Origin of the sequence: Hymenobacter sp. J193 (genome assembly GCF_024700075.1) — a bacterium.
Taxonomy (GTDB): domain Bacteria; phylum Bacteroidota; class Bacteroidia; order Cytophagales; family Hymenobacteraceae; genus Hymenobacter.
This window is the reverse complement of record NZ_JAJONE010000001.1, coordinates 3,435,123-3,452,053: the sequence shown is the minus strand read 5'-3', so window position 1 is coordinate 3,452,053 and position 16,931 is coordinate 3,435,123. Positions and strand designations below refer to the sequence as shown.

Below are 16,931 nucleotides of genomic sequence, written 5' to 3'. Positions count from 1 at the left end.
TTTTCCTGCACCCGTATGGCTGACGCGCCCTTTCCGCCCACCAACGACGACGCTTCGCAGCCCGATAAACGCCCCTCGCGCCTGCGTCGGGCCGCGCAGGCCGTGAGCCGGGCCGCCCGCCTGCCCTTCGACGGGCTGGGCTACCTCTACCGCACGGGCCAGGAAAACAGGCACTTCACCCTGCCGGTGCTCAACGGCGCTTTCGGCGACCAGCTGGCTTCCCGCCACGACCCGCGCGCTATCCGCCTGAGCTTCCGCCGCCACGACGGCGACGTATCCGTGAGTCAGCTGCGCCTTGCAGCCGAGCGCCGCAAAACTGTGGTATTTCTGCACGGCCTCATGGGCGACGAGTACATCTGGCAAACCGGCCCCGAGCCGGCCGTGCGCTACGGTCCGCGCCTGCAGCAGGAGGTGCCGGTGCATTGCCTTTACGTGCGCTACAACACGGGCCTGCACATTTCCGAGAATGGCCGGGCCCTACATCACTTGCTCGAGGGGCTGGTGGCTACATACCCCGAGGCCACCGAGGAGCTGGTGCTGGTAGGCCACAGCATGGGCGGGCTGGTCATTCGCTCGGCGGGGCACTACGCGTCGTTGTCAACGAAGCATGAGGAAGCAGGTAGCTCCGGCTCAAATGAGGAAAGCCAACCAGCAACCGAAAACCAGGAACTGACAACTGACAACTCGCAACTGACAATGAGTAACTGGCCCCGGCGGCTGAAGTCTGTGTTTCTACTTGGGGTGCCGAATGAAGGGTCATTTCTGGAGCAGAACAGCCACCTCACGTCCACAGTACTGCGCAAAATCAACCTGCGGCCCACGCGCTTTATCAGCGGGCTACTCGACAAGCGCAGCAACGGCATCAAGGATTTGCGCCACGCCCGGCTGGTAGACGAGGACTGGCTCAGCCCCCACGCCGACGACCTGCTGCCCCCGCGCACGGTGGTGCCGCCCCTGCCCGGCGTACACTACCACGTGCTGGTAGCTTCGGTGCTGAAATCCGTGGGCTCGGCTCTGGCCGACTACTTCGGCGACGGACTGGTGGGTACCGGCAGTGCCCGCGGCACCGTCTTCGGCGACCCCGCCCTGCCCCTCGACATCTACGTGAGCACGCGCACCTTTGCCCAGCAGCACCACGGCACCCTGCTGGCTAATGAAGACGTGTATCAGTACCTGCGGGAAAATATATAAGCCACCGGCTTAGCAAGCCAGGAAGCTACCCGCCTAACTTATATATGACTCCCAGCGAAGCCCCACCGCCCGGTGCTAGTCCCCAGATATTAGTGGGTGCGATGTGCAGGTTTTTGCTAACCATGAACTCGGTTGCAACTGCCAACTGCGGGTTTAGCAGGTATCGTAAACTGATACCACCCATCAGGTGCGGCTCCATATTAACAATGGGCACATAGGTGTAGGTGTCTGAATGCGTAGCGGAAGTACGGGTAGATGTTTCCCGTAAAGTACCACGCACGACGGCCACCCCCAGCAACCAGTCGAATTGCAGATGCCGCTGGGGGCGGCTGCGGCTAAAACGCGCCAGCACCGTTACGGCCATGCTTCTGGTGTCCTCTTTGTAATAGAAGTCATACAGCTCTCCTTCCACAACCCCACTCCGGCGGTCTTCTTCAAGCCGACGGCCGTACTGAATTTCAGCCTGAATGGCTAGCTGGGGCTTGATGGCGTAACCCACCTGTACATAAGCCGGTTTTAGCCGGTTGTAGGGCCGATTAAGAGTGTAATACTGATGAAAGCCTGCCCCAGCGCCTACATACCAACGCCCGGTGGCAGTGACAGCGGCAGAGTCAGGTGCTTGCGCCTGGGCAACCCCGGCCCAGCCCAGAGCCAGTACGCTCAGTAAAGAACACCTCATATTAAGATTTTATTATATAATGAACCTCATTCAATGAGAGCCAAGTTAGAGCTTTAATGGGGCGTTGCCAAGTACAGCCTACTGGCCTTGCTTGGCAGCGCCCCATTATTTCCGGCTCGATACCACAGCGCCTGGCTACAGGATGGGCCCTGTGATGTAAATCAAATGGCTTCAGATTAACTATTGAATTGCCACTTCCCCAAACCCCGCCGGAACCACCACGCTCAGCAGCGTCAGGCCGGTTTCGGTAGTTACCGGCGTTGCTTCGGCAGCCTGTCCGTCTACCGCAAGGGTATCAATGGCGAAGGGCACGCCGTGGAGTATTATCTGGTAGGTTTGATAGGTGGGCTGATAGTCGCCCTCGATTTCCTGGCGCACCGTCAGGCTTTTGTCGGAGCCAACAACGCGGAACCGGCGCGTGGTGCGCTGGCCCTGCTCGTAGCCGTAGCCTTCGCCACCGTCGTCGTAGAGCACGCTCAGGGCTTCGCCTTCGGTGTAGTACACGTGCAGGGTAAGCTGCTCCACGGTGTGCTGGCCCACGTACTGCATCAGCGGGTACATGGGCACTACGGCGCCGGCGCGCACGAACAGCGGAATCCGGTCGAGGCCGGCGCTGGCCCACACTTCGGCGCCCCCGGTTTTGGGCTCGTCGGTCCAGTAGTAGAACCACTCGCCACGGGGCAGATACATCCAGCGGCCGTCGGCCCCGGCCTGGGTGATGGGGCACACCAGCAGATGGTCGCCGAGGGCAAACTCGGCCATGCGCAGGTAGGTATCGGTGTCATTCTGGTCGAGGAAGGCCAGGGGGCGCAACATGGGCGTGCCCTCCGTCACGTATTGCCAGAAGGTGGTGTACATGTAAGGCAGCAGGCGGTAGCGCAGCTCGATAAACGACTTGGCCAGCTCCATGTACTGCTCCCCGAATGACCAGGGTTCCTGGTCGCCATGGTCGCCGGAGGAGTGGGTGCGGAAGAACGGGTGGAAAGCCCCCAGCGCCACCCAGCGCACGTACAGCTCCCCGTCGGGCGTGTCGATGAAGCCGCCAATGTCGGACCCCACGAAGGAGAAACCCGAAATGCTCAGGCGCTGGCACTGGATGTTGGCCAGCCAGAGGTGTTCCCAGGAGGCAATGTTGTCGCCGGTCCAGCCGGAAGAGTAGCGCTGCCCGCCGGCGTAGGTGCTGCGCGTGATGGTGAAGGGCCGGTTGGGGTAGGCAAAGCGCTTCACGCCGTCGTTGGTGGCGCGGGCCATCTGCATGCCATAGATGTTGTGGGCCTTCTTGTGGGTGCCGGGCTGGCCGTCGTAGTCGAAGCGCACGTCGTCGGGGAAGGTGCCTTTCTCGAACACGGCGGGCTCGTTCATGTCGTTCCACACGCCCTTCACCCCGGTTTCCTGAATCAGGCCCTTGAAGAGGCCGGCCCACCACTCGCGCACGTCGGGGCGGGTGAAGTCGGGGAAGTTGCAGAGGCCGGGCCACACGGAGCCTTTCATCAGCGGCCCGTCGCCGCGGCGGCAGAAGTAGTCCTTTTCCAGCGCCTCGGTGTACACCGGGTAGTTGGGGTCAATCTTGATGCCGGGGTCGATGATGACAATGGTCTTGAAACCATCCTCGGACAGCTCCCGCACCATGCGCTGGGGCTCTGGGAAGTGCTGGGGGCTCCAGGTAAAGCACCGGAACCCGTCCATGTAGTCGATATCGAGGTAGATGGCGTCGCAGGGAATCTGCCGGTCGCGGAAGCCCTGGGCAATCTGCTTCACGTTACTCTCGGGGAAGTAGCTCCACTTGCACTGGTGGTAGCCCAGGGCCCAGAGCGGGGGCAGCTCGGGCGTGCCCGTAAGGCGCGTGTATTCCTGGGTGACTTCGAGCAGCGTGGGGCCGTAAATGAAGTAGTAGTTCATTTCGCCGCCCATGGCCCAGAAGCTGGTCACGTCGGCGCGCTCGGCCGCGAAGTCGAAAAACGACTTAAAGGAGTTGTCGAAAAAGATGCCGTGGGCAATTTTCTGGTGCAGCTCCAGGTAAAACGGGATATTCTTGTAGAGCGGGTCGGAGCCTTTCACGTAACCGTACGTGTCGGTGCCCCAGTTGCAGTAGCGCTTACCGCGCAGGTTCATGTTGTCGGGCTTGTCGCCGAGACCGTAGTAGTGCACGCCGCTCTGCACCTGCTTGCTCATCTTCACGATGTCGTTGCCGGTTTCGTACTCGTACTCCCAATGGAAGCCCTTTTCGTCGGCGGAAAGCAGCGTGCCCGAGCGGTCCAGAATGCGCACCCCGGCGTTTTCCTTGCTGATGGTGCAGATCAGCCGCTCGGTGGTGATGCGGAAGTGGTCGGGCTTTTCCTTGAATTCCAGAAACTCGATTTCGCGACGGGCCTGCTCAGCCGGAATAGCGTAGCTGAAGTCCTCGGTGAAGCGCCCGTCGGCGGCGTAGCGGAAGCGCAGAATCTTGTCGGTTACCACGTACAGGGCCAGCTGCACCCCGTTGTCGCACTGAAACAAAAAGCCCGTATCGGTGGTCTGACAACTTACAACCCGGCCGGGGAAAAGCTCCTGCTTTCGCGCCGCCAGATCGTTGATCATGTAATTGTTGTCCTGAATATTGTCGGCCATGAAGAAGAAGTAGGGCAGCTGAAAAAAAGTCCGGCCAGGCCGGACGAGCAGGGTTTACCGTGCAAGGTAAAAACGATTAACAGGATTTTTCTCCACTATTCGCCCGCTAAAGCGCAAACTTGCCTAGGATGCTCCACGATTACGGAGTTTATTTGGCTTCCTGTTTAGCTTGCTGCTCCGACTATGAAGGTACTATTGCTTGGCTGGGACGAGCCGCAGAACGCGGAAACGCCCGCCCTTACCTCACTGGCCCTCACGCAGGCCCTGGCCCCCGATACCGCTACCGTGCTGCTGCCCGCCCTGCCGGCGGACGCGGCCGATTTTCCTGCTTCGGCTGAGGTAACGGGCCTGGGCAACCTCTCAATGCCGGAGCTGCAGGCCGCCGTGGATGCCGCCCGCGCCTCGGCACCCCAGCGCGGCGCCTGGCAGGCGCCCGCCTCGCCCTACATCGGGGCCAGCGAAGCTGCGGCTCCTGCGGCAGCCGGCACGGTATCTGCCGCCCCTACCGCCACGGTGCAGCCCGCTCTGCTGGTGGCCGATGCATTTGAGGCCGAAGGCGGGGAACCAGCCACCGACGAAGCAGCCGACCTGAGCCAGCCCGAAAACAACCTGAGCATGCAGGTCGAGGTCGAAGCAACTCCCGAAACGGAAGCCGCGCCGGCAACGGCTACACCGGGTAGCTGGCTGCCCGGTGCGGCCGAGCGGGCCACCCCCGACGAAGCCCTGGCCGTGCTCCGCAACCCGTCCGACGTTCCCGGCGACCTGAACTTTCGGGTGATTCAGTACGCGCGGTTTGCCACGCCGCTGGCGCTGAGCAAGCCGTTTGAGGTGATTTATGCCGGCGACTGGCCCACGTGGCTGGCGGCGCTGGAAATCCGGCAGCGCACGGGCTGCCCACTGGTGTTGCGGGTAGATTCCCTGGCTCAGGACCGCCCCACCGCCGACGACCGGGGCTGGGCCCAGGCCCTGGAACGGCTGGCTTTGCGCCGTGCCGATGTCATTCTGACTTCTTCTGAGGACCTTTGCCACCGCGTACGCCAGCTGTACGGCATCCCGCTGCGCCGCATGCGCGTACAGCCGGCTCACACTGATGCCGCCGAGGTTGCCCGTACCGTGCGCGACACCCTCACGGAGCTGGCCGCTTCTGCCTGATTTCTTTTTGATTTGTATGACTCCTGAACACACCTTCGACGCCGAGCTGGAACTGGATGCGGAAAGCGGCGGCGTGTTTGCCCGCATGCCCTTCAGCGTGCCCGACACCTACGGCGTGCGCGGCCTGCTGCCCATTCACGCTACCATCGACGGCTTTCCTTACCGCGGCAGCCTCACCCCCCCTCGGCGACGGCAATCATGCCCTGCTGATTCAAAAGCAGATCCGCAACGCCATCAATAAAACCTGGGCCCACACGGTGCACATTACCCTGTCCCGCGACACCGAGGAGCGTATCGTCACCGTACCCGACGACTTGGCTGCTGCCCTTTCCCGGGCCGGCCTGCGCCAGCGCTTCGACGAGCTTTCCTTTACTCACCGCAAGGAGTTTGTGCAGGGCATTGAGCGCTCCAAGAAGTACGAAACCCGCCTGCGCCGCATCGACGATGCCGTGGAGCGCATAGCTGCCGGTCGCAAGCCCTAGCCTTGGCGGCAGACTTAGCCAGCAAAGCTGGCGCGTCTGCCCGCCGACGGATAGAATCCAGTCTCCTGACTGGCGGCCGCGCCAGCGGCCATAAGGCTCAGCGCCGCCAGAACAACCTTGACAATATGCCATGCGCCGGGTACTTTCCGGGATTATCCCCTAAGTATTTAGCGCATGGCGTATTCCATTAAAAATCAGGAAGGCCTGTACTTTCTCACCTTCACGGTAGTGCAGTGGGTGGATATTTTCACCCGGCCGGTATACAAAGACATTGTTGTTGACAGCCTGCGCTATTGCCAGGAGAAGAAGGGAATGGAGCTGTTTGCCTTCTGCCTGATGACCAACCACCTGCACCTAATTGCTCGAGCGGCGGAGGGGCAGCTGCTGTCCGATATCGTGCGGGACTTCAAGAAATACACTTCCCGTCAGGTGTTTCAGGCCCTGCACCTTAACCAGCAGGAAAGCCGTCGAAGCTGGCTGGAATGGATTTTTCGGCAGCACGGACAGGAAAACCGCAACAATGAACAGGTACAGGTATGGCAGCAGCATAGTCACGGAGTTGAGCTGCGTACGCCGACTATGGTGCAGCAGCGGCTGCACTACACCCACCAAAATCCGGTGCGGGCCGGCATCTGCTACCGGGCGGAGGATTATTTGTACAGTAGCGCCAGTCAGTACGCGGGTCTGGAAACGATACTGCCCGTTACACTGCTGTAGAAGTAGGATAACGGGCAGTTTTTCTCTGGCGGCGCTGAGCCTTATGGCCGCTGGCGCGGCCGCCAGTCAGGAGACTGGATTCTATCCGTCGGCGGGCAGACGCGCCAGCTTTGCTGGCTAAGTCTGCCGCCAAGGCGTTTCATTCGGATTGTCCGTTTAGTATGCTACCCTACCCGCTGCAGCACCAGAGCCGTGCGGTTGGTCACATAAAGACTGAGCTTGCTAACGCCGTCTTCCTGGAAGGTTTCATACAGCAGAGAGTCGTCTATGCGCTGGAAGCCGCCGAACCGGGCATCGTCGGAGTTGAGGATGATGCGGTAACGGCCGGCCTGGGGCACGAAGAAGCGGTAGTCGGGCACGCTGCGGTCCACGTGGAAGCTGAACACGAACACCAGCCCGCCCCGCTCGAAAATCATGACCTGGTTGGTGGCGTCGATGTTCAGCTCTTGGGCCGGGCCGGCGGCCAGCAGGCGCTGGGTGCGGGCCGTGGTCACCATGGCTTTGTCGAAGGCCTGCAGGTACTGGAACTTCAGGTCGGGGTTGTCGGCCAGGCTCCACTGGCGACGGGCGTAGTGGTGGCTCCAGTTGTTGCCCTCCCGGGGAAAATCTACCCACTCGGGGTGGCCAAACTCGTTGCCGATAAAGTTGAGGTAAGCCTCCCCACCCAAGGCCAGCGTGATCAGGCGGATGAGCTTATGCAAAGCCACGCCCCGGGCTACTACCGGGTCGGGGTCGTCCTTGTGCATATGGGTATAGATGGCCGCGTCAATCAGCCAGTGGGCCAGCGTCTTGTCGCCTACCAGCGCCTGGTCGTGGCTTTCGGCGTAGGCCACGGTTTTCTCGCCGGCGCGGCGGTTGGTAAGTACCCACCACAGGTCGCGCAGGTTCCAGTCCTCGTCGCGGGTGTGCTTGAGCAGCTTGATCCAATAGTCGGGGATGCCCATGCCCAGGCGGTAATCGAAGCCCACGCCGCCCTCAGCTAGCGGGCGGCACAGGCCCGGCAGACCGCTCATGTCCTCGGCTATCAGCAGGGCGCTGCGCTTGATGTCGCGCACCAGCGTGGCGGCCAGCTGCAAATACAGAATGGCGTCGTCATCGGCTTCCGGCCCGAAGTACTGGTCGTAGTGCCCGAAGGCCACCCCCTCGCCGTGGTGCTGGTAGAGCATGCTGGTCACGCCATCAAACCGGAAGCCGTCGAAGTGAAACTCCTCCAGCCAGTAGCGCAGGTTGCTGAGCAGAAACTGCTGCACCTCGGGCCGGCCGTAGTCGAACAGCTTGGAGTCCCAGCCAGGGTGGTTGCCGCGGGCGCCCTCATGGAAGTACTGCCCACCCGAGCCGTCGAAGTCAGCCAGCCCTTCGGCCTCGTTTTTCACCGCGTGGGAGTGTACCACGTCGAGTAGCACGGCCAAACCCCGGTTGTGGGCTTCGTTGATAAGGTATTTCAGGTCCTCGGGCGTACCGAAGCGGGAAGACGCGGCAAAGAAGTTGGCCACGTGGTAGCCGAAGGAGCCATAGTAGGGGTGCTCCATCACGGCCATCAGCTGCAGGCAGTTGTAGCCCAGGGCCTGCACCCGCGGCATAATGTGGTCGGCAAACTCGCGGTAGGAACCCAGGCGGCCTTCCTCGGTAGCCATGCCCACGTGGCACTCGTAGATGAACGGCTCCCGCACCACATTAGCAATACGGAACTTCTGGTCGGTCCAGGCAAAGGGCTCGGCGCGCCACACCTGGGCAGCAAAGTCCTTGGTTTCCTCGTCCTGCACGGCGCGGCGCAGGGTGGCAGGCAGGCGGTCTTTACCGCCCTGGCTGGTGCGCACGTGCACTTTGTAGCGGCTGCCGTGGGTGAGGCGGTCGGCGTAGTCCTTGTCCGCTAGGAAAGCTTCCCACACCCCATCGGCGGCGCGCTGCAGGGGCGTGGCCTCCCGGTTCCACTGGTTGAAGTCGCCCACCAACGACAGCGCCTCGGCGGCCGGTGCCCACTCGCGGTACCAGTGGCCGCGGCGGCGCGCATCGTAGTTGAGACCCAGGCGCTGATGAGCAGTGGCAAACTTGCTGAGGGAACCGTACTGCTGGGTAATTTCGGCGAGGCGGGCCTGCAGCCGTTCCTGTCGGGCCCGGAGCACAGGCTCGTAGGGCGCCAGCCAGGGGTCGTTTTCTACCAGCGTCAGGTGAGGCGTTGCGGAAGCGGCGGTGGAGTCGGGCTGCATAGCGGTTCGGGGTTTAGCCCAAAGCTACGAGCCCCGGGGAATTATAGCCGAAATTGTTCAGCTAACCAGGTCTGGGGCGGTGCCCAGCTGGCCGTGTTACCTTATGGTGTGTTATGAAATGATTTGTAACACACCATAAGGTAACACCGTCGGCGTGGGGCTTGTACCCGCCCTTCGCTGCAAAGACTCGTTCCGGCAACACAGGCGGCTGGGCGGTGGCAAGCCCCGCCCCTGCATCATATAGCCCCATATAGCCGCTGTTTGCTTGCTGCAGGTTCCCGGTCGGGAATGTACCTTCGTCCTTGATGAAACGACACGTTCTGCCCCTGCTGCTGGCGGCGCTGCTGGCCTGCACCACCGCACTGCCTACTACTACCTCCGCTCCCACCGTTACGCTGGCCGCGCCGGTGCCGACGGCCACTCCGGTAGTTACCCGGCAGGCCATGGTGGTGTCGGCGCACCCGGAGGCCTCGCGCATTGGGACGGAGGTACTGCGCAGGGGCGGCAATGCCTACGACGCGGCCGTAGCCGTGCAGTTTGCCCTGGCGGTGGCACTGCCGGCCGCCGGCAACATTGGAGGCGGCGGTTTCCTGCTTTACCGCGCCGCCGACGGGCAGGAAGGCGCCCTCGATTTCCGCGAAACCGCCCCGGCAGCGGCCACCCGCGACATGTACCTTGATGCGCAGAGTAACGTGGTGCCGGACCGCAGCACCCTGGGCCATCTGGCCGTGGGTGTGCCGGGCACCGTGGCGGGCATGGTCGAACTTCATCGGAAGCAGGGCAAGTTGCCGTGGCGGGACGTGGTGCAACCGGCCGTGGATCTGGCCGCGCAAGGTCTGGTCCTGACCTCGAAAGAAGCCGCCGGCCTCAATGCCCAAGCCAAGGCTTTCCGGCACTTGAACGCCGCCCACCACCCGGCCTATGTGAAAGCACAGGGCGAGTGGCAGACCGGAGAGCGAATCGTGTACCCGGAGCTGGCCGCCACCCTGGGCCGCATCCGCGACCAGGGCCGCGCCGGTTTCTACGACGGCCAGACGGCTGAACTACTTGTGGCCGAAATGCAGCACGGCCGGGGCCTCATCACCAAAAAGGATCTGCAGAACTACCAACCCAAGTGGCGTACACCCCTGCACGGGCAGTACCGGGGCCACGAGGTGCTGACGTTTCCGCCGCCCAGCTCCGGCGGCGTGGCGCTGCTCCAGATGCTGCAGATGCTGGAGCCCTACAACCTGAAAGCGGCCGGCTGGCACTCGCCCCAGGCCACGCACTGGATAACCGAGGCCCAACGCCGCGTGTACGCCGACCGCGCCACCTACCTCGGCGACCCGGACTTCGGCCGGGTGCCCGTGGCCCAGCTGCTTGAAAAAAGCTACAACAAGCAGCGCATGGCCTCTACCCTGCCCTATCGCGCCACGCCCAGCTCCCAGGTGGCAGCTGGTGCGGGGTTGCCGGGATATGAGTCGGACCAGACCACACACTACAGCATTGTGGATGCCCAGGGCAACGCCGTAAGCTGCACAACTACCCTAAACGGGGCCTACGGCAGCAAAGTGGTAGTGGCCGGCGCGGGCTTTCTGCTGAACAACGAAATGGACGACTTCAGCAGCAAGCCAGGCACGCCCAACGCCTACGGGCTGGTAGGCGGCACGGCCAACGCTATTCAGCCCGGCAAGCGCATGCTGTCTTCCATGACGCCGACCATCCTCACCAAAAACGGCAAGCTCACGCTGGTCACGGGCACGCCCGGCGGCAGCACCATCATCACCTCGGTGCTGCAAAGCATCCTGCACGTACTCGACTACGACATGAACGCTCAGCAGGCCGTGGCCGCCCCACGCCTGCATCACCAGTGGCTCCCCGACCAGATTGACGTGGAAGTTGGCGCCCTACTACCTACTGCCCAGGACACCCTCCGTGCCCGCGGCTATCGGCTGAACCCGCGCGCCGCCTGGGGCCGGGTAGATATCATCCGGGTGCTGCCCAACGGCCAGTTGGAAGGCGGCGCCGACCCACGCGGCGACGACTCGGCACAGGGGTATTGATGGGTTGTTCCTTCTGTCATCCTGAGCATTCCGCGCATTAAGCGGCGACGAAGGACCTGCCTCTGATAAATAGCCAAAGCTTGTAAAATGCTCAAAGCCCTTTTCCATGCGCTGGAAAAGGGCTTTGAGCATTTTTTAGACTTTCGTGCAAGGTAAAGCAAGGCTCTTCACTGTGCTCCGTCTCTGCTTGGGAAGCAGAGTGTTCAGGATGGCAGTGGGGTTTTAAGCCTGAATCCCTTTACGACATCTTCATGTTGCCGGCGGCGGTTACCAGCAGCTGGCCGAGGTGGCGGAGTTGGTCACCGAGGCCGTCGTGCAGGTTGAGGGCAGATTGTGAGGCTTCTTCGCCCAGCTGCTGCAGGGTGTGGGCAGCGGCCAACTTGTCACCGTTCTGGAGCTGGCTGCGCAGGTTTTCTACGTTGGTGTTGAGGCCACCCGAGCTGGTGTGCTGCCAGGCATCCAGGGCTTCCATGATTTCGGAGCCGCTGAGGTGGCCGTGGTTGATGCTATTGCCCAGCGCGTGGTTGGCAGCTTCGAGGCGGGCGGCGTGGTTGGTTCCGTGGTCCATAAGGCGGGAGAAGGCAGAATGCGTACGTGGGAAGTGTTTTTCTTCTTTACGCCGGGGCGGGGCGGGCCGTTGCGCCGGGCGCAGGCTTTTCGGCGGGGTGCTATCTTGCCCCTTCACGCCTACGCTCCCTAATCAAGCCGAATGGTGCAGTTCGCCTTGGCCAACACCGGCCCCTTTCCCTACGTTAGACCCCGCATGACGAAAGCCGTTTTCATTGCTACCGCCGAGCCGTACAGCGGCAAATCCCTCGTGGCCCTGGGTTTGGTAAACATGCTGCTGGGCCAGGCCCGCAAGGTGGGCTACTTCAAGCCCATCATCGACTACGACCCAGCCGTACACCCCGACCCGCACATCGACACCATCACCCAGTACTTCAAGCTGCCCCTCACTTACGCCGATACCTATGCCTACACGCGCCCCGAGGCGCTAGGGCTACTGGAAGCCGACGCCCAGGGCGAGCTGATTGACGCGGTGATTCACAAGTTCAAGCAGTGGGAAGACGCCTACGACTTTACGGTGGTAGAAGGCAGCGACTTCCTCGGGCCGGGCACCGCCATTGAATTCGACGCCAACGTGTCCATTGCCAAAAACCTGGGCGTACCGGTTATCCTGGTGGTGTCGGGCGAGGGCAAGAGCACGGCGCAGGTGGTTAGCTCGGTGCTCACGCTGCTGCGCGCCTTCGAGGCCCGCGAGGTGCCGGTGCTGCTGGCCGTAGCCAACCGCGTGGCCGCCGAGCAGGCCGCCGACGTGCAGGCCCTGCTGCGCGGCCAGCTGCCCGAAGACGTGCTGCTGGCCGTGATTCCTGAAGACCCGCAGCTGCGCCACCCCACCATGCGCGAAATTCACGCCGGGCTGGGCAGCAAGCTGCTGTTCGGGGAAGCCGGGCTGGGCAACCAGGTCGATAACTATGTGATTGGGGCCATGCAGGTGCCCAATTTTCTGAACTACCTCAAGGAGAACGTGCTGATTGTGACGCCCGCCGACCGCGGCGACATCATTGTGTGCGCGTTGCAGGCCAACCAGTCGGCCAGCTACCCGCGCGTGGCGGGCATTGTGCTCACGGCCGGGGCCGAGCCCGACGAGCCCATTATGCGCCTGCTCGAAGGCCTGCCCAACGTGGTGCCCATCCTCACCATGCCCACCGGCACCTTCGAAACCGCCACCCGCGTGGGCGCCATCAAGTCGCGCATCACCCCCGACAATCCCAAGAAGATTCAGCTGGCCATCAGCACGTTTGCGCGCCACGTGGAGGTGCACACGCTGGAGGAAAAGCTCATCAGCTTCCAGCCCGAGGGCATCACGCCCCACATGTTCCAGTACCGGCTGCTGCAGTGGGCCCGCCGCCAGCGACGCCACATTGTGCTGCCCGAGGGCAACGATGACCGGATACTGCGGGCCGCCGCCCTGCTCCTGCACCAGGACGTGGTGGACCTCACCATTCTGGGCAACCCGGCCGATGTGGCCGCCTCGGCCAAGCGCTTGGGTGTGCAGTTGCCCGCCGGGCACGTGCGCGTCATCGACCCGGTGAACTCCGAGTACTACGCCGACTACGTGGAAACCTTCTACCAGCTGCGCAAAGACAAGGGCGTGAATCACGACATGGCCCGCGACCTGCTGCGCGACGTATCGTACTTCGGCTCGATGATGGTGTACAAGGGCCACGCCGACGGCATGGTGTCGGGGGCAGTGCACACTACCCAGCACACCATCCGGCCGGCCCTGCAGTTCATCAAAACCAAGCCGGGTGTATCGGTAGTGTCGTCGGTGTTCTTTATGTGTTTGCCCGACCGGGTGGCGGTGTTCGGCGACTGCGCCGTGAACCCCAACCCCACCGCCGAGCAGCTGGCCGAAATTGCCATTTCCTCGGCCGAGAGCAGCCTGGCCTTCGGCATTGAGCCGCGCATTGCCATGCTCTCCTACTCCTCCGGCACCTCGGGCGCCGGGGCCGACGTGGAGAAGGTGCGCCAGGCCACCGAGCTGGTGCGCCAGCGCCGCCCCGACCTGAAAGTGGAAGGCCCTATCCAGTACGATGCCGCCGTGGACCCGCTGGTGGGTCGCCAGAAGCTACCCGGCTCCGAAGTGGCCGGCCAGGCCAGCGTGCTCATCTTCCCCGACCTGAACACGGGCAACAACACTTACAAAGCCGTGCAGCGCGAAACCGGCGCCCTGGCCATCGGCCCGGTGCTACAAGGCCTCAACAAACCCGTCAACGACCTCAGCCGCGGCTGCACCGTGGACGACGTGTTTAACACCGTCGTGATTACAGCTATTCAGAGCCAATTGGGGTGATGGTAGTAAACAGGAAGCCATTCAGGCTGTCATGCTGAGCGAAGCCGAAGCATCTCTACCGCTTCGCTGAAAGATCATAAGCAAGGTTTGCTGCTGTTATGATCATCATAACGCTGCAACCGCAGACCAACACGTTAGCAACGAACTATTTCTATTTCGTAGTTACAATTATAAGACCATTAACTGCATTTTCACCATAGATACTTTCTGCCACAGGACGATCAATAATATTTAAACCTATAATTGTTTTTAACTTGATAATACGAAGTGCATCGAAAGCATCTTTATGAAAGATTTGCTTTCCATTAATGATTAAAACTGGCTCACCGTTTTTGGGATTGATGTGAGAAGAAATTATCAACTCTGGCTTACGATACCTTCCTTTTGCTTCTTCATAATACGCACCAATCAACTTTCTTGATTGGTTTCCTTTCGTTTGAACAACAATAATACATGCTGATGGATTACATAGAATAGCATTCTTAACTGTTACTCTGTCAATGTAATCGATAGCCGTTACATCTTGAATCTTGTGTTTCAAAAGTTGAGTATTTAACGAGTCTATGGGTATAGGGCGTCCATTTAAAATATAAAATATTTTGTCGTTGATCTGTGCACCTGGAAAGGTAGCTAATACCCAGCCATCAACATAGTTTCTTGTCAGGGTTTGCGCATATAAAGCTTTGAATGATAATACCATCAAAACTGTCAATATTAAACGTCTCATGTTTTTACCCTGTTATTAATATCTGTTCTGGTTTAACTTAAAACCTTGCGCAAAGTAGCACCAATATAGCTACCCTTGTCACGATTGACGCTACTCGCGCCCTACCCAGGTCGTTATGCAGCAAGATTGGGCGACTTTGCTAATTAGACGGTGTTTATTCTGCAGGCCTCGTCTTCTGCTCGCGTTTGCGCTGCCAACGGTCCAGCCCCAGTCGTTGGCGGAGCGTGGGCTCGGGAATTGAGAAACCAGATAGCTCAACCGGCAGCTTATGTAAGACGATGTTCAATCTATTCTCAGCCTCCCGATGCTGCGAGATATCCACTTCAACCGGAGCATACCCCAAAGCCTGAACCGTTACAATCGCAGGATTTGCCATAGCAGAGGCGGGCACTTCCAGCCGATAGTTGCCAGCCTCATTGCTCAAAACGCCTTGATTTGCGTTTTTGATTCCTATGACGCTGAAAGAGACAGCAACGACCTCCTTTTTCTGTACTGTTTGAATCTGCCCGTATAGAATGATTGGTGCTTGACTTGTAACTGGGTCTGCTGTTTGAGCCCGTGCTGCAGTTCCAGCTACTAGAGCAAGTGATACAGTGGCAGCAACCAAGACACCGGTTTTGGGTGAAGCGGCCTCCTGCTTGTCCCAATTGGCTATTTGTTTAGCGGAGTACATACCACACGCTGCGTAGTTGTGTTGCCACTGAACCTCCTCAATCTCCGCCCAGGTCATTTTGGTAAAATCAGTAACGACCTTACCACAAGGTTCGCACAGGCGGCCGCCCACCGCAGGTGTCATTTCCAGCCAGTTTTGTCCGCAGTGCTTCGGTTTAGATAGTTTTGCCATCGTATGCGCTTCTTCTCCGGACAAGATAGTACTCTGGCAGTTGGTCAACCATAGATGATAGGCAACATGCTTATATGGTTACTTCGATAATCAACCTACATTACTATACAGCTGGCCTCGAAATTTAAGTTAGCCTCCTCATTCCCATGCACATCTTCGTCATCAACTCCGGCAGCTCTTCTATCAAGTACCAACTGTTTTGCTGGCCCATTGAGCGGCCCGTATGCAGCGGGCTGGTAGAGCGCATCGGTGCGGAGCAGGCCACCATCACGCACAAAGTATTCGCGGTGGATGCCCCGGATACGCCAGCCACCGAGCAGCGCCTCACCCTTCCCCTACCCAACCACGCCGCCGGCCTGCGGGAGGTGGTGCGCCTGCTCACGGCCGCGCCGGGTGGCGTTATTCAGGACCCGGCCGATATTGCCGTGGTGGGCCACCGGGTGGTGCACGGCGGGGAGGCATTTGCGGTCACCACGCTCATTACCGAGGCGGTGAAGGTCGAAATCCGGCGGCTGTTTGCGCTGGCCCCACTGCACAACCCCGCCAACCTGCTAGGCATTGAGGTGGCGGAGCAGCTGTTCCCACAGGCCCGCCAAGTGGCGGTGTTCGATACGGCCTTTCACCAGACGCTGCCCGAATACGCCTTCCGCTATGCCCTGCCCGAGGCACTTTACACCGAGCAGCGCATCCGCAAATACGGTTTCCACGGTACCAGCCACCAATACGTGGCGGCGCAAGCGGCGGCCTACCTGGGCCAGCCTGATGCCCGCCTGATTACGGTGCACCTGGGCAACGGCTGCAGCGTGGCGGCCGTGCGCGCCGGCAAATCGTTGGATACCAGCATGGGCTTTGGCCCCCTGGCCGGCCTGGTAATGGGCACCCGCTCCGGCGACCTGGACCCTTCCGTGCTGCTGCATTTGCTGGGGCCGCTGGGCTACTCACCGGAACAGGTAAGCACGCTGCTGAACAAGGAAAGCGGGATGCTGGGCCTCACCGGCCGCAGCGACATGCGTGACATTGGGGCCGCCCTGACCGCTGGCGACGCCCGCGCCCAGTTGGCCTATGATCTTTACGCCTACCGTATCCGCCAGTACATTGGGGCCTACGTGGCCGTGCTCGGCGGGCTGGATGCGGTAGTCTTCACGGCGGGCGTGGGCGAAAACGACGCGCTGGTGCGCCGCCTCGCTTGCCAGGATATGGCCTTCTTCGGGCTGGAACTGGATGAGGCAGCCAACCAGCAGCGCGTTCCCGGCCTGCGGGAAATCAACCTCCCGACCTCGCGGGCGAAGATTCTGGTGGTGCCCACCAACGAAGAGCTGGAAATTGCCCGCCAGTGCGCGGCGCTGCTGGCAGAGTAGCGAAATGCCAGGCGCTTACCTGTTTGAAATGGGAGCGAAAGTTAGTGGCTGTCATGCTGAGCGGAGTC

At 61.0% G+C, this 16,931-nt stretch carries 14 protein-coding genes; 8 read left to right on the top strand and 6 right to left on the bottom strand.

The window, feature by feature from the left end; genetic code table 11:
• The first annotated feature begins 15 nt into the window (after positions 1-15).
• Positions 16-1,191, top strand: a complete 1,176-nt coding sequence (locus tag LRS06_RS15150) for a triacylglycerol lipase (protein ID WP_257872238.1) — start codon at positions 16-18, stop codon at positions 1,189-1,191.
• Between the two features lie 25 nt (positions 1,192-1,216).
• Here LRS06_RS15150 and LRS06_RS15145 read toward each other — a convergent pair whose 3' ends face one another.
• Both LRS06_RS15145 and LRS06_RS15140 read right to left on the bottom strand, forming a co-directional pair.
• On the bottom strand, positions 1,217-1,690 hold the full coding sequence (locus LRS06_RS15145; RefSeq protein ID WP_257872237.1) for a hypothetical protein: 474 nt from the start codon (positions 1,688-1,690) through the stop codon (positions 1,217-1,219).
• Between the two features lie 360 nt (positions 1,691-2,050).
• Entirely contained in the window at positions 2,051-4,477 is a 2,427-nt protein-coding gene (locus LRS06_RS15140) for a glycoside hydrolase family 31 protein (protein WP_257872236.1), read from the bottom strand.
• Between the two features lie 183 nt (positions 4,478-4,660).
• Here LRS06_RS15140 and LRS06_RS15135 point away from each other — a divergent pair, with 183 nt between their 5' ends.
• From LRS06_RS15135 to LRS06_RS15120, 4 genes are all read left to right on the top strand, one after another.
• The gene (locus LRS06_RS15135; protein ID WP_257872235.1) at positions 4,661-5,629 is read left to right on the top strand and encodes a glycosyltransferase; all 969 of its coding nucleotides are present in this window, start codon (positions 4,661-4,663) and stop codon (positions 5,627-5,629) included.
• Between the two features lie 16 nt (positions 5,630-5,645).
• Positions 5,646-5,870, top strand: a complete 225-nt coding sequence (locus LRS06_RS15130) for a DUF1905 domain-containing protein (RefSeq protein ID WP_257872234.1) — start codon at positions 5,646-5,648, stop codon at positions 5,868-5,870.
• Positions 5,871-5,886: 16 nt separating this feature from the next.
• On the top strand, positions 5,887-6,111 hold the full coding sequence (locus LRS06_RS15125; RefSeq protein WP_257872233.1) for a YdeI/OmpD-associated family protein: 225 nt from the start codon (positions 5,887-5,889) through the stop codon (positions 6,109-6,111).
• 174 nt (positions 6,112-6,285) lie between these two features.
• On the top strand, positions 6,286-6,828 hold the full coding sequence (locus LRS06_RS15120; RefSeq protein WP_257872232.1) for a transposase: 543 nt from the start codon (positions 6,286-6,288) through the stop codon (positions 6,826-6,828).
• A 164-nt stretch (positions 6,829-6,992) separates the two neighbouring features.
• On the opposite strand, the gene LRS06_RS15115 is transcribed toward LRS06_RS15120, so the two are convergent.
• The gene (locus LRS06_RS15115) at positions 6,993-9,035 is read right to left on the bottom strand and encodes an alpha-amylase family glycosyl hydrolase (protein ID WP_257872231.1); all 2,043 of its coding nucleotides are present in this window, start codon (positions 9,033-9,035) and stop codon (positions 6,993-6,995) included.
• A gap of 305 nt (positions 9,036-9,340) precedes the next feature.
• Here LRS06_RS15115 and ggt point away from each other — a divergent pair, with 305 nt between their 5' ends.
• The gene (gene ggt / locus LRS06_RS15110) at positions 9,341-11,077 is read left to right on the top strand and encodes a gamma-glutamyltransferase (protein WP_257872230.1); all 1,737 of its coding nucleotides are present in this window, start codon (positions 9,341-9,343) and stop codon (positions 11,075-11,077) included.
• A gap of 238 nt (positions 11,078-11,315) precedes the next feature.
• On the opposite strand, the gene LRS06_RS15105 is transcribed toward ggt, so the two are convergent.
• Positions 11,316-11,645, bottom strand: coding sequence for a hypothetical protein (locus LRS06_RS15105; protein ID WP_257872229.1), 330 nt, complete (start codon positions 11,643-11,645; stop codon positions 11,316-11,318).
• Positions 11,646-11,840: 195 nt separating this feature from the next.
• Between LRS06_RS15105 and pta the strand changes: the two genes are divergently transcribed.
• Positions 11,841-13,934 carry a phosphate acetyltransferase gene (gene pta, locus LRS06_RS15100; protein WP_257872228.1) on the top strand — a complete coding sequence of 698 codons (2,094 nt, stop codon included), beginning with the start codon at positions 11,841-11,843 and terminating at the stop codon, positions 13,932-13,934.
• A 151-nt stretch (positions 13,935-14,085) separates the two neighbouring features.
• Here the strand turns inward: pta and LRS06_RS15095 are convergent, their stop codons facing one another.
• Complete coding sequence (locus LRS06_RS15095; RefSeq protein WP_257872227.1) at positions 14,086-14,661, bottom strand: hypothetical protein; 576 nt, start codon at positions 14,659-14,661, stop codon at positions 14,086-14,088.
• 154 nt (positions 14,662-14,815) lie between these two features.
• Positions 14,816-15,529, bottom strand: coding sequence for a hypothetical protein (locus LRS06_RS15090; RefSeq protein WP_257872226.1), 714 nt, complete (start codon positions 15,527-15,529; stop codon positions 14,816-14,818).
• A 122-nt stretch (positions 15,530-15,651) separates the two neighbouring features.
• Here LRS06_RS15090 and LRS06_RS15085 point away from each other — a divergent pair, with 122 nt between their 5' ends.
• The gene (locus LRS06_RS15085; protein WP_257872225.1) at positions 15,652-16,863 is read left to right on the top strand and encodes an acetate/propionate family kinase; all 1,212 of its coding nucleotides are present in this window, start codon (positions 15,652-15,654) and stop codon (positions 16,861-16,863) included.
• The last annotated feature ends 68 nt before the right edge of the window (positions 16,864-16,931 follow it).